Source organism: Pseudomonas sp. 14P_8.1_Bac3, assembly GCF_025466085.1.
Lineage (GTDB): Bacteria > Pseudomonadota > Gammaproteobacteria > Pseudomonadales > Pseudomonadaceae > Aquipseudomonas.
In genome coordinates, this window is record NZ_JANLOD010000074.1 from 34,944 (window position 1) to 48,477 (window position 13,534).

General features: G+C 61.8%; 11 protein-coding genes. 6 read left to right on the forward strand and 5 right to left on the reverse strand.

The genetic code is table 11. The features are described 5' to 3' along the window. Positions 1-118: 118 nt before the first annotated feature. Both NTD84_RS26780 and NTD84_RS26785 read right to left on the reverse strand, forming a co-directional pair. Positions 119-1,078 (reverse strand): TIGR02285 family protein, encoded by a 960-nt coding sequence (locus tag NTD84_RS26780; RefSeq protein ID WP_262171984.1) that lies wholly within the window; start codon positions 1,076-1,078, stop codon positions 119-121. Next, positions 1,032-2,231 carry a CaiB/BaiF CoA transferase family protein gene (locus NTD84_RS26785; protein WP_262171987.1) on the reverse strand — a complete coding sequence of 400 codons (1,200 nt, stop codon included), beginning with the start codon at positions 2,229-2,231 and terminating at the stop codon, positions 1,032-1,034. The genes NTD84_RS26780 and NTD84_RS26785 overlap by 47 nt, the downstream gene beginning before the upstream one ends. A 136-nt stretch (positions 2,232-2,367) precedes the next feature. Here NTD84_RS26785 and NTD84_RS26790 point away from each other — a divergent pair, with 136 nt between their 5' ends. From NTD84_RS26790 to NTD84_RS26800, 3 genes are all read left to right on the forward strand, one after another. Further along, entirely contained in the window at positions 2,368-2,910 is a 543-nt protein-coding gene (locus NTD84_RS26790) for a YaeQ family protein (RefSeq protein WP_007944886.1), read from the forward strand. A gap of 48 nt (positions 2,911-2,958) precedes the next feature. Beyond that, positions 2,959-4,668 (forward strand): single-stranded-DNA-specific exonuclease RecJ, encoded by a 1,710-nt coding sequence (gene recJ / locus NTD84_RS26795; RefSeq protein WP_262171992.1) that lies wholly within the window; start codon positions 2,959-2,961, stop codon positions 4,666-4,668. 282 nt (positions 4,669-4,950) lie between these two features. Next, complete coding sequence (locus tag NTD84_RS26800) at positions 4,951-6,057, forward strand: NADH:flavin oxidoreductase/NADH oxidase (protein ID WP_262171995.1); 1,107 nt, start codon at positions 4,951-4,953, stop codon at positions 6,055-6,057. 95 nt (positions 6,058-6,152) lie between these two features. Here NTD84_RS26800 and NTD84_RS26805 read toward each other — a convergent pair whose 3' ends face one another. Next, complete coding sequence (locus NTD84_RS26805; RefSeq protein WP_262171998.1) at positions 6,153-7,289, reverse strand: OpgC family protein; 1,137 nt, start codon at positions 7,287-7,289, stop codon at positions 6,153-6,155. A gap of 240 nt (positions 7,290-7,529) precedes the next feature. Between NTD84_RS26805 and NTD84_RS26810 the strand changes: the two genes are divergently transcribed. Continuing rightward, entirely contained in the window at positions 7,530-8,471 is a 942-nt protein-coding gene (locus NTD84_RS26810) for a glycosyltransferase family 2 protein (RefSeq protein WP_262172001.1), read from the forward strand. A gap of 1 nt (position 8,472) precedes the next feature. Then, a complete protein-coding gene (locus NTD84_RS26815; RefSeq protein WP_262172004.1) occupies positions 8,473-9,981 on the forward strand; it encodes a glucosyltransferase domain-containing protein in 1,509 nt (502 codons plus the stop codon). A 4-nt stretch (positions 9,982-9,985) separates the two neighbouring features. Here the strand turns inward: NTD84_RS26815 and NTD84_RS26820 are convergent, their stop codons facing one another. Beyond that, complete coding sequence (locus NTD84_RS26820) at positions 9,986-11,605, reverse strand: FMN-binding glutamate synthase family protein (protein WP_262172007.1); 1,620 nt, start codon at positions 11,603-11,605, stop codon at positions 9,986-9,988. Positions 11,606-11,751: 146 nt separating this feature from the next. Then, positions 11,752-12,552 carry a helix-turn-helix transcriptional regulator gene (locus tag NTD84_RS26825; protein WP_262172010.1) on the reverse strand — a complete coding sequence of 267 codons (801 nt, stop codon included), beginning with the start codon at positions 12,550-12,552 and terminating at the stop codon, positions 11,752-11,754. 125 nt (positions 12,553-12,677) lie between these two features. On the opposite strand from NTD84_RS26825, the gene NTD84_RS26830 reads away from it, so the two are divergent. Then, on the forward strand, positions 12,678-13,499 hold the full coding sequence (locus tag NTD84_RS26830; RefSeq protein WP_262172012.1) for a carbon-nitrogen hydrolase family protein: 822 nt from the start codon (positions 12,678-12,680) through the stop codon (positions 13,497-13,499). Positions 13,500-13,534 lie beyond the last annotated feature (35 nt).

A 13,534-nucleotide genomic window follows, 5' to 3' on the forward strand; every position in this document is an offset into this window, starting at 1 on the left:
GCAGGATCAAGCATTGTGCTCCGGTGCTTGTAGCTTGTTGTTACTGGTCTTTAGGTAGGCCACGTTTAACCCCGAGTCGTCTCCCCACTTCTCGGGGTTTCTTTTTGCCTGCGATTTGTCAGGGCTGCACCTGCTGCTCGAAATACGTTCTGGATTCTTTCAGGTAGGCGTCGCGACTTTCCGGGTCCAGCCACGCGGCGTAGGCCTCGCTCAAGCGTTCACGGGGCAGTTTGCGCAGCAGCGCGTTGATCTCGGCGATGGCCTGCCGACCCTGGGGCGTATCACTGCAGCCGATGTAGCCCGACAGGAATTTCTCCGCACCGCGAATCGGGTAGAACTGCAATTCATCCTCGGCGATCCCTTGCTGCTCGGCTTGGTAGCGGATTTCCGGACGGTAGCCCAACAGGAACCGCAAGCGCCCCAGGCGCTGCATCTGCAGCAGGCTGCCCAAGGCGTCGTTGCCGTAGTGGAGGGTCAGGGCATCCCGCGGCGCCTGTTTGAGCAGTGCGTCGAGGTACTCGCCGTAATTGCGCTCGGCGACGATACCCAATTGCTCGTGGCCGCTGGCCAACAAGGCCGCCAGGTCCACCTCGCCGTCGTGCAGGAAGGGCGCAATCACTTCATGGTCGACGCGGCGTACGGCCAGACCATTGCTCATGGCGCGAAACACCGGAATGGAAAAGGCGATCCAGCGTTCGCGTTCCTTGCTCTTGTTCAGTGCCGCATCGCACGTGAGGGAGGGCTCATGGAGCATTTGCAAGGCTCGGGCGCGATTGACCCGCATCAAGGCATGCCGGTATTGCGGCATGCCGTCGATCAGCAGCGGTAACAGTTGATCGATGACGCCCTGGCCCTTTTCCGGACCTTCGAAAATCGTCAGTGGGGGCAGGTCCCGCAACAGCCAGATCATGGTGTCCTTGGGTTGCGCCATCGCGGGGGCAGCGCACAGGAGCAAAGCCGCGAGCGCGCAAGCCAGCGTCGCGCGGTTCAACCGGGCGTGTGGGGTGAGCGGCGCAAACAGGCGCTTCAGCTTAGATGGCCCCGTCTTGACGCAGCTGTGCGATCTGTTCCCTGTCATAGCCAAGATCGTGGAGTACCTGCGCATTGTGTTCGCCCAACTGCGGCCCGACCCATTCCGAACTGCCGGGTGTCTCTGAGAGTTTCGGCACGATGCCCGGCATCTTGAAATCTTTGCCGTCCGGTAGCTTCGCTTTCAAAAACATTTCCCGTGCCAGGTACTGCGGATCGTTGAACATGTCTTCGGCGCTGAAGATCCGGCTGGCCGGGACGTCGGCCTGATTCAACTGTTCGATGACGGTGTCGAGCGGCAGCGAATTGACCCAGCGATCAATCACCCCATAGATCTCGTCGCGGCGACTGTCGCGTCCGTCGTTACTGGCCAGTGCCGGATCGCTGGCCAGGTCTTCGCGGCCGATGATCAGCATGAAACGCTTGAAGATCGCATCGCCATTGGCGCCGATCTGCACGTGCTTGCCGTCGGCGCTGGTGTGGATCGAGGAGGGCGTGATGCCGGGCATGATATTGCCGGTGCGTTCGCGGATGAAGCCGAACACGTCGAACTCCGGGACCATGCTTTCCATCATGGCGAAGATCGCTTCGTAGAGCGCCACGTCCACCACTTGCCCCTGACCGCCGTTGACCTCGCGATGACGCAGCGCCATCAGCGCGCCGATCACACCCCAGAGCGCGGCAATCGAGTCGCCGATGGAGATCCCGGTGCGCACCGGTGGCCGGTCCTCGAAACCGGTGATGTAGCGCAGGCCGCCCATGGATTCGCCGACGGCGCCAAAACCTGGCTGGTCCTTCATCGGTCCGGTCTGGCCGAAACCCGACAGGCGTACCATCACCAGTTTCGGGTTCAGGGCGTGCAGGACGTCCCAGCCCAGGCCAAGTTTTTCCAGCACGCCGGGGCGAAAATTCTCGATCAGGATGTCGGCTTCGCTGAGCAGTTTTTTCAGGATCGCCAGGCCGTCCGGGTGTTTCAGGTTGAGCGTCAGGGACTTTTTATTGCGTGCCTGCACGAACCACCACAACGACGTGCCTTCGTACAACTTCCGCCATTTGCGCAACGGATCGCCGCCGTCCGGGGATTCGATCTTGATCACATCGGCACCGAACTCGCCGCAGATGCGCGAGGCAAACGGCCCGGCGATCAATGTGCCCAATTCGATGACTTTCAGACCTGCGAGGGGTTTGGCGGTGAACGGCATGCTGGATCCTGTAGGACAAAGGCTGGCTGATAGAGCGTTTTAGCACAGCCCGCTGTCAGTCGCTCAAGGTTGATGGCCGCGAAGCCTGCCGCATCGGTTAGACTTGCCGCCTTTCCACGTATCAAGAAGCCCGTTCATGGCCCAGCCGTCCACGACCTACAAGTTTGAACTGAACCTCACCGACCTCGACCGTAGCGTCTACGAGACGGTGAAGCAGACGATCGCCCGTCACCCGTCGGAAACCGAAGAGCGCATGACCGTGCGGTTGTTGGCCTACGCCTTCTGGTACAACGAACAGCTGTCGTTTGGCCGTGGTCTGTCGGACGTGGATGAGCCGGCGCTGTGGGAAAAGAGCCTGGACGATCGCGTCCTGCACTGGATCGAAGTCGGCCAGCCAGATGCCGATCGCCTGACCTGGTGCTCCCGTCGCACCGAGCGCACCAGCCTGCTGGCCTACGGCAGCCTGCGCGTCTGGGAGACCAAAGTGATCCCGGCGATCAAGAACCTGAAGAATGTGCACATCGCCGCGGTGCCCCAGGAAGTCCTGGAAACCCTGGCCAAAGACATGCCGCGGGTGATCAAGTGGGACGTGATGATCAGCGAAGGGACGATTTTCGTCACCGACGACCGTGGTCAGCACGAAGTCCAGTTGCAGTGGCTGAGCGGCGAACGCGGCTGATTTTCACCCCATCGATCCTACGTATCCAAGAGAAGTCCCTGTCACCCCATGCGCATCGAACCTCGCCTGTTGCCCGACACCCTGCCATTCCTCGGTGATCTGCCGCCACTGCTGACGCGTCTGTACGCGGCGCGGGGCGTACTGTCCGAGGCTGAACTGGACAAGAGCCTGGCGCGGTTGATTCCGTTCCAGCAGCTCAAGGGCATCGATGCCGCGGTGGACCTGCTGGTGACCGCCCTGGAGCAGCGTCAGCGGATTCTGATCGTCGGCGACTTCGACGCTGACGGTGCGACGGCCAGCACCGTGGGCGTGCTGGGCTTGCGCCTGTTGGGCGCGGCGCACGTTGACTATCTGGTGCCGAACCGTTTCGAGTACGGCTACGGCCTGACCCCAGAAATCGTCGACGTCGCGCTGACCCGCACGCCGCAGCTGCTGATCACCGTGGACAACGGCATTTCCAGCGTCGAAGGCGTGGCGGCGGCGAAAAAGGCCGGGCTGCAGGTGCTGGTCACAGACCACCACTTGCCCGGCGATGAACTGCCGCTGGCCGATGCCATCGTCAACCCGAACCAGCCGGGCTGCGGCTTTCCGAGCAAGGCACTGGCCGGTGTCGGGGTGATTTTCTACGTATTGATGGCGTTGCGGGCGCGCTTGCGCAGCCTCGGCTGGTACGAAAGCAGGCCACAACCCAACATCGGCGAGCTGCTGGACCTGGTGGCCCTGGGCAGCGTTGCCGACGTGGTGCCGCTGGACGCCAACAACCGGATTCTGGTGCATCAGGGCCTGGAGCGCATTCGCGCCGGGCGTGCGCGGCCGGGAATCAAGGCGATCCTCGAAGTGGCCAAGCGTGACCACGCGCGCATCACTTCCACCGATTTGGGTTTTATCGTCGGCCCGCGTTTGAACGCGGCCGGCCGGCTGGATGACATGAGCCTGGGCATCGAATGCCTGCTCACTGAAGACGCCGCGCTTGCCCGGGAAATGGCCGCTCAGCTCGACAGCATGAACCAGGACCGCAAATCCATCGAGCAGGGCATGCAGCGCGAGGCGCTGGCCCAGCTCAAGGATTTACCGGTGGAATCGATGCCGTTTGGCTTGTGCCTGTTCGATCCCGAGTGGCACCAGGGCGTCATCGGCATCCTCGCCTCGCGAATGAAAGAGCGCTATTTCCGTCCGACCATCGCGTTTGCCGACGCCGGTGATGGCCTGCTCAAGGGCTCCGGGCGTTCAGTCCAGGGGTTCCATATTCGTGACGCCTTGAGCGTGGTAGCGGCGCAGCATCCGAACCTGATCAGCAAGTACGGTGGCCATGCGATGGCGGCCGGCCTGACCTTGCCGGAAGCGAATTTTCCGTTGTTTGCCGAAGCCTTTGACGCCGAAGTGCGTAGGCAATTGCGCGAAGAAGACCTGACCGGGCGGCTGCTGTCGGACGGGACGTTGGCGGTTGAAGAATTCCACCTCGAACTGGCCCGCGCCTTGCGGCATGCCGGGCCTTGGGGGCAGCACTTTCCGGAGCCCTTGTTTCACGGGGTGTTCCAGTTGGTAGAACAGCGCGTGGTGGGCGAGCGGCACCTCAAGGTGGTGCTGAAAAGCGAATGCGGTTCGGTGAAATTGGACGGCATCGCGTTCGGCATCGACCGCGATATCTGGCCGAACCCGACCATCAAATGGGTGGAACTGGCCTATAAGCTCGACCTCAACGAATTTCGCGGCAATGAGACCGTGCAGTTGATGATTGCCCACATCGAACCGCGTTGACTCTCAACCTGTAGGAGCGAGCTTGCTCGCGATGGAGGCACGTACACCGCGGGGTATCAGGCGCCCGGCGTTATCGTTGACCACCATCGCGAGCAAGCTCGCTCCTACCAGGGGCGCCATCGCGCATTGTCGACTAGGCTCTAAGCACTGCTTGATTGGCCTTGTGACGTCTTGTCGAATTTCTTACCCGCGGGGGCGGGTGCGTGCCTTACCTGTTTCCTGTCACTCGTCGACTTTTCAAACAGAACCCTGGAGCCTGCCCACTGATTCGAGAGGTGCCCCATGAGTCTGCTGCTTGAACCCTATACCCTGCGCCAACTGACCCTGCTCAACCGCATCGCGGTGTCCCCGATGTGCCAGTATTCCAGCGTCGATGGCCTGGCCAATGACTGGCACCTGGTACACCTTGGCAGTCGAGCTGTCGGCGGCGCCGGGCTGATTTTTACCGAGGCCACGGCGGTTACTGCCGACGGACGCATCACGGCGGAAGACCTCGGTTTGTGGAATGACGAACAGATCGAACCGCTGCAACGCATCACGCGCTTTATCGCCTCGCAAGGGGCCGTCGCGGGCATTCAACTGGCCCACGCCGGACGCAAGGCCAGCACGCATCGGCCGTGGATCGGCAAGCACGGTAGCGTCAAGCCTGACGACGGTGGCTGGGTCCCGGTCGGCCCATCGCCGATTGCCTTCGACCCGCAGCACACCCCGCCGAAGCAGCTGGATGAGGGCGAGATCGCCGAGGTCATTCAGGCGTTCGTTGACGCAGCGAAACGGGCGCTGACCGCCGGTTTCAAGGTCGTAGAGGTTCATGCCGCTCACGGTTACCTGCTGCATCAGTTTCTGTCACCGCTGAGCAATCAGCGGCGCGACCAGTATGGTGGCTCGTTCGAAAACCGGATTCGCCTGGTGCTGCAAGTGACCGAAGCGGTGCGGGCGGTGTGGCCTGAAGAGTTGCCCTTGTTTGTGCGGGTGTCGGCGACTGATTGGGTGGAGGACGGGTGGAATCCGGATGAAACCGTGGAGTTGGCGCGTCGCTTGAAAGGACTGGGGGTGGACCTGATCGATGTGTCGTCGGGTGGGACGGCGGCCAATGCCGAGATCCCTACGGGGCCTGGGTATCAGACGCGATTTGCCGAGCGTGTGCGTAAGGAGTCGGGCATTGCGACGGGCACGGTGGGGATGATCACCGAGCCGGCCCAGGCCGAGCACATTTTGCGTACGTGTCAGGCTGACATCATTTTTCTCGCCCGCGAGCTGCTGCGTGATCCGTATTGGCCGCTGCACGCGGATGATGATCTGGGAGGGCGCAAGGCGATCTGGCCGGCCCAGTATCAGCGAGCGACGCACCGCGATCAGCCGATTCATGAATCGGATTTGCGGGATTGAGGAGGCAGATCAAGATCAAACGATCGCCGCACGCCAACCCCTGTAGGAGCAAGCTCCTACAGGGGTTGGCGTACATCAGCTTCCGAGCGGTTGGCCTACGGAGCAGGGCCGGAGCGAGCCACCACCTGCGGCCGATTCAAATGCTTGTTGAAATCCAGCCAAGCCCCCAACAACCCCATCAACCCAGCCCCCACCAGCGCAGTAAACACCTGCATGGCAACGGCATCCTCGGCCATGGCATTGACCATATCCGCCAATGGCGCCAGCAACACGCCGAGACAAAAGATCTCCAACGAATAACGGCCCATACGACAGGACTGTTGCGCCCACCAGTTCTGCGTCCAGCCGGTATTCGGCAGCAGCTTCGCCGTGACATACGCCAGTGCCAGAAAATGCAGCAACCGCACCGGCGACAAGTCGGTCTTGCTGATCGGATACAGCCAATGGCTCAGCCACCCCGGCATCACCGCATCATGAATCTCCGGCCAGCGCCAGGACACGGTAATCACCCCGGTGACCACGACATACAACGCCGCACCGACAAACAACGGCTGGCGGGTCAGCGAACGCGTGTCGGGCCGACGCGGTCGCCGCCCATAGGTCGCCGCCGCGCCGCCGAGCACAAACAACAACTGCCAGACCACCGGATTGAAGTACCACACGCCATCCTTGATTGCCGCCAGGTTCCAGCCGAACCACGGCGCCGCCAGGTACACCGCCAACGACAGCGCCACCACCGCCCAGGCCCTGCGCACCAGCATCGGCAGCACCAGCGGCAACCCTGCCAGCAACACGATGTACAGCGGCAGCGGGTCCATCAGGTTCGGTTTGAAGCGCAGCAGCAGTTCATCCACCAAGGCTTGCTGCGGCTCAGTGATGAAGTGGTGCATGCCCATTTCTTCCACCAGGTCGCGGGTTTCCAGGTGGCTGTTGGCGAAGAACACGATGCCCATCAGCATCGCCAGCAGAAAAATATGCACGACGTAGAGCACCCAGGCGCGGCGCAGAATTTTCACGCAGGCAATCAGGTAACCGTCGCGCTGCAGGATTTTCCCATAGGCGAGGACGGCGGCATAACCGGCCAGGAACACGAAGATCTCGGCGGCGTCGCTGAAACCGAAGTTGCGCGGGGTAATCAGGCCGAGGGGGTTTTGGGGCACGTGATCCCAGAAAATGAAGATCAGCGCCAGGCCGCGGAAAAAGTCGATTCGGTGATCGCGTTCAAACGTCATGACAGCAGGCTCGTGAACGGTGTTCAAGTAAGGAGTGAGCAAAGGTTTCGCGCCGCACATCGGCGGCGCGCAGGGTGGCTTGATTCGCCCGCAATTGCAAAGCCCCGATATTACTGAATGTCTCAGTTGCTCGCCTTTGCGGTGCGCTCGTCCATCGGTCTGGCAGGCTGATGACATGCCAGAACAACGGCTGTCAGCGCCTGTCGAACCTTTACACAGTATTTCTCAAGAGCGTGAGACGTGAAGGTGTCGCTGATCGTTCCGGTGTTCAACGAAGAGCAGTCCATCGCCCTGTTTTACCAGGCAGTGCGGGGGGAGTTGAGGCTTGCCGACTGCGAGGTCGAGATCGTCTTCATCAACGATGGCAGCTCCGATCGGACTGTCGAAGAAGTCAGGGCACTGGCACGGGTCGACGAGCAGGTGCTGCTGATCAACTTTTCGCGCAACTTCGGCAAGGAGCCGGCGCTGTTCGCCGGGCTGGAATACGCGAGCGGCGACGCAGTGATTCCCATGGATGTCGACCTGCAGGATCCGATCAGCGTCATACCGCTGCTGATCGACGAATGGCGGCGAGGCGCCGACGTGGTGCTCGCCAAACGCCGCAACCGTGCCGCCGACGGTTACTTGAAACGCCACAGCGCGGCATTGTTCTATCACGTGCTCAACCGCATCGCTTACACCCGCATCGAAGAAAACGTCGGCGATTTCCGACTCATGGATCGCAAGGTAGTCAATGTGATCCGCGCACTGCCCGAGCATCAGCTGTTCATGAAAGGTGTGCTGTCCTGGGCCGGGTTCACCACGACTGTGGTCGAGTACGAGCGCGCCGGGCGGGTGGCCGGGACCAGTAAATTCAACGGCTGGAAACTGTGGAATCTGGCGCTGGAAGGCGTGACGTCGTTCAGCACCGTGCCGCTGCGACTGTGGACTTATATCGGCGGCGGCATCTCGCTCTTCGCGGTGCTCTACGCGGCGTACATGGTGTTTGACAAGATTCTCTTCGGCAATAACGTGCCCGGGTATCCGTCGCTGATGACGGCCATTCTGTTTCTCGGCGGCGTGCAACTGATCGGTATCGGCATCCTCGGTGAGTACGTCGGGCGGATCTACATCGAAGCCAAGCATCGGCCGCGCTATGTGGTGAAGGACATCGTAGGCGGCAAAGACCGGACCGGGCTTTAGCGTGGGCAGGGTCAGCCGCTTTTTCAATGACGAACTCGGAGGCCGGCAGGTCTGGCTGTTTTTCCTGCTCGCCACCCTGTTGTACGTCCTGCCGCTGATCCTCGCGGACTTTCCCTATATCGACGACAACTGGCGGGCCCTGTCGGCGGGAATGGCCTGGTCCCGGCAGGGGCGGTTGTTTGCCGAGGTGTTCTACAACGTGTTGACCTTTGGCACCGGCGCGCCGAACATTTTCCCGCTGCCCCTGTTGATCGCCACGCTGGCCATGGCCGGCGCGTTGACCCGCCTGACATTTCATTACTACTCGCAGCCGACGCTGGCCTGTTGCCTGGTGGTATTGCCGCTCTGGTACAACCCGTTTTTCCTGCAAAACCTGTCCTATCAATACGATGGCCCCACCATGGCCCTGAGCCTGGTGGCGGTCATTTACGCGATCACCTACCGTCACCCCTCGCGGATTCTGCAATGGCTGGTGCCGGCCTTTCTGATTGCCCTCGCGCTGGGTTTGTATCAGGTGAGTTTGAATGTGTTTCTGGGCTTGTGTTGCCTGGAAGTATTGCGGGCGGCCAACGATAAACGGGCCTGGCCGCAGTGGCGGGGCTTGATCGGCTGGAAGGTCGCCCAGGTCGCCCTCGGCGGTGGGATCTACCTGATGACGGCCTACCCGTTCACCGATCAGAATCGCACCGAGCTGCTTAACTGGACGGCAGCACCGTTGCTGCAGCTGCAGATCAATATCGGCCGGGTCCTGGAAAAGGTGGTGTTGCTGTTTCACGGCGGCTTCGTCTGGGTAGCCGTCGGCTTGTTGCTGTGTGCCCTGGCCGGAGCGATTCAGCTCGGGCGCAATCTGTGTACGCGGCAGGGGAGTCGGCGGGAAAAAATCCTGATCGGCCTCGCCTGCGTGCTGACGCTGCCGACGGTGGTACTGCTGGTCTCGGGAATGCTGCTGTTGTTCCGCGACTTCAACGAAGGCGCGCGGACCCTGATGGGCTTTGCCGTGCTGTTGATGTTGCTGTTTTATTTGAGCCGCCTGGCGCTGGCGCGCGTTCATGAGCGGCTGGGGTTGCTGCTGGCGATTCCATTACTGGCGATGCTGTCGCTGTCCTACGCCTACGGGCGCGTGCTGACGGTGCAGAAAACCTTCGCCACCAGCGCGCTGATCAGTCTTCAGCAAGACATTTCCGCCCATCCGGCGCTGCGCGACGCCAAGCGGATCTACCTCGCGGTGACCTACTCGGATCACTGGCTGGTGGGGGCCTCAGGGTCGTTCCGGCAGATGCCGGTATTGCGCTATTTGCTGAACGTCAACTTCTACCAACTGGCGGAAAACCTGCCGACGGTGGGCATCACCAACGTCGTCGCAGAGCGTGAGCGGCGCAACGCGACGAGGGTGGGGCTGCAGCATTTCCCGGCGTTGGTGGACAAGGCTTACTACCGGATTTACCTGGTGGGCGACTACGGTTTCATCGTTTTCAAAGAGCCGCTCCCGGTCAAAACGCTGCAATGGTGAACCGTCACGCGGCGGACACTTCATGGGGCTCGAAACTGTCGGCCCGCGCCATCTGCCACATCCGTGAATAGAACTCGCCATTGACCTCACCGGTCAGCAATTCTCCCGGTTTCAGGAAGACATGCAGCTGCGAAAACAGCTTGACCTCTGTCGCCGACATGCGTCGCACCAGGTGCTTGGCCGACAATTGCGACGGGTGCTCGAGGCCGGCGGCGGCGAGCATTTCCGCCAGGGCCTTGAGGGTGTTGCGGTGGAAATTGAACACCCGCTGGGCCTTGTCCGGGACCACCAGGGCGCGCTGGCGCAAGGTGTCCTGGGTGGCGACGCCGGTCGGGCATTTGTTGGTGTGGCAGCTTTGCGACTGGATGCAGCCGATAGCGAACATGAAGCCGCGCGCCGAGTTGGCCCAGTCGGCGCCGATGGCCAGGACGCTGGCGATGTCGAAGGCGCTGACGATCTTGCCGCTGGCGCCGAGCTTGATCTTGTCCCGCAGGTTCAGGCCCACCAAGGTGTTGTGCACGAACAGCAGGCCTTCGCGCATCGGCACGCCGATGTGGTCGGTGAACTCCACGGGTGCTGCGCCGGTGCCACCTTCCTTGCCGTCGACGACGATGAAGTCCGGGAGGATTCCGGTTTCCAGCATGGCCTTGGCGATGCCCATGAATTCCCACGGATGACCGAGGCAGAACTTGAAGCCCACCGGTTTGCCGCCGGACAGTTCACGCAGTTGCTGGATGAAGTGCATCATTTCGATCGGCGTGTTAAACGCGCTGTGCCGCGACGGCGAGATGCAGTCTTCACCCATCATGATGCCGCGGGTTTCGGCGATTTCCCGGGTGACCTTGTGCTTGGGCAGAATCCCGCCGTGGCCGGGTTTGGCGCCTTGGCTCATCTTGATTTCGATCATTCGCACTTGCGGCGTTTGCGCTTGTGCGGCGAAGCGTTCCGGGTCGAAGCGCCCGTCGGCGGTGCGGCAGCCGAAGTAGCCGCTGCCGAGTTCCCAGGTCAGGTCACCGCCGTTCTCCCGGTGGTACGGGCTGATGCTGCCTTCGCCGGTGTCGTGGGCGAAGTTGCCGAGCTTGGCGCCCTGGTTCAACGCACGGATGGCGTTGGCGCTGAGCGAGCCGAAACTCATCGCCGAGATGTTGAACACTGAGGCGGAGTACGGTTGCGTGCACTGCGGGCCGCCGACGATGACGCGAAAACCGCTCGGATCGCTCAACGGCGCCGGGCGCATGGAGTGGCCGATGAATTCGAAACCGGCCTGATACACGTCGATCAAGGTGCCGAAGGGTTTGTCGGCGCTTTCATTCTTGGCGCGGGAATAGACCAGCGACCGCTGGGCCCGGGAAAAGGGCAGGGCGTCACTGTCGGATTCGAGCAGATACTGGCGGATTTCCGGACGAATGGCCTCCACCAGGTAGCGAATGTTGCCGAGGATCGGGTAGTTGCGACGCACGGCGTGGGGGCTTTGCAGCAGATCGAACAGGCCGATCAGGCTGAGCACGCCAGTGGTGGCGGTGGTCGGCCAGAGCCAGTCGTGTTCGAGGAACGGCAGGCTGGCGAGGGTGAAGATCACGCACGCGGCAAAGAAGGCGTAGCGGCTCAGGAGGGACAGGCTCATACGGTTTCCTTGGGTTCGGACTCAAATTGTTGACTAAACACAGAACACTGTGGGAGCGAGCCTGCTCGCGATGGCGGTGGGTCAGTCAACCTCAAGGCTGAGGTTAAACCGCCATCGCGAGCAGGCTCGCTCCCACAGAGAAACGATCAGGCATTCTGCGCCTGAAGAAAAATCGAAAACAACTCGGACTGGGATTTGATCCCCAGCTTGCTGTACATGTGTTTCTTATGGACTTTCACGGTTTCCACAGAGATTTCCAGCTTACGGGCGATTTCTTTACTGGAGCAACCGCTGAGCATCAAGCGCCCGACATCCAGCTCCCGGGCGGTCAGTTGCGCGCCTTTGAGTTGCTGCACCGAGGCTTCCAGTTGCACCCGCCAGTCACCCTGGACCGGCGCCGGCGCGAGGGCCACGACTTCGTTGATTTCATAGGGCAGGCGCTGGCGCAACAGGCCGAGCACCCACGGCTGGATCAGCGACAGCAAGGCAATCTGCTGACCGCTGAAGCGCTGCTTGCTGCCCAGCGACAGGCACAGCGTGCGCTCGCCTTCCAGCTGGCAATTGAACTGGATTTCGTCTGCCACCACATTCAGACGAAAGTAGCGCTGGTAGTACTCGGTCAGCTCAAAGTGCTCCGGCGCCACTTCCGACAGGCGATAGAGCCCGGTGCGCGATTGCTCGCGGCAGGCGATGTAGAACGGGTCGAGCAGGTACAGGCCGCGCAGGTAATCCTGGAACAACTGATCAGGGCTGCCGTCCTCACCGGGGCATTCGGCGAACACCAGCGGGTGTTGATCGGGGCTGAAAAGCAGTGCCACCCAACTGTCGAAGGTGACGTACTGATCCAGCAGGCGCACCAGTTGCGTCCAGAAATTGGGCTTGTCCAGGGCGTCGATCAGTTGCCCGACCGAACGGTGCCAGGCGATGTCGTCTAACGAGAGTGTCATGGCTCTACCCCTATCGGGTTACCCCGGCCGCGTAATTCCCTGGCCGGTTGCTTGCTGCGCATACTGGCGCACAGACAACGGCCGGGCAATCTTTCTGCCGCCGGTCACCAGAACAAGGAATACCCATGAAGGTCGAACTCGCCCAACTTGCGGGCCGTGACAACGACACGGCTTACAACCTCGAACGCGCATTGGCGGCGATTGCCGCCTGCAGGGCCGACACGCAGCTGATCATGTTTCCGGAAAGCCACCTGATGGGCTTTCCGTCCGCCGAGACTGTCGCCGCGGTTGCCGAGCCCCTGAGCGGCCCGACCGTCAGCGCGATTGTCGCCGCTGCTCGCGAGCGCAATATCGCCGTGGTGATCGGCACGGCCGAGAGCGACAACGGCCGCTTCTTCAACACCACCCTGCTGATTACCCCGCAAGGCATCGCGCTGACCTACCGCAAGACCCACCTGTGGGCGTCGGATCGCGGTGTGTACGAGGCCGGCGACCGCTACGCCACGTGTCTGTGGAACGGCGTGCGGGTCGGCTTGCTGATCTGCTACGACATTGAATTCCCCGAGACCGCCCGCGCCCTGGCGCAACTGGGCGCTGAACTGCTGATCGTCACCAACGGCAACATGGACCCTTACGGCCCGACCCACCGCACCGCGATCATGGCCCGCGCCCAGGAAAACCAGGCGTTTGCCCTGATGGTCAACCGCGTGGAAGCGGGCGACGGCGGGTTGTTGTTTGCCGGCGGCAGTGCGCTGGTGGATCCGCTGGGCACGCTGCTGTTCGAAGCGGGGCGCGATGAGGGGCAGTTTGCGGTGGAACTGGACCTGAACCGGCTGACGGCGGCGCGACAGGATTATCGTTACCTGGATGATCAGCGGCTGAAGCTGCCGGGGGAGAGGGTTGAGCATGCGAATGGGGTGCGGGAGCTGCTGATTCCCAAGGGCTGATCCGGATTTTGTGTTGTTGGTGCTGACGCTTTCGC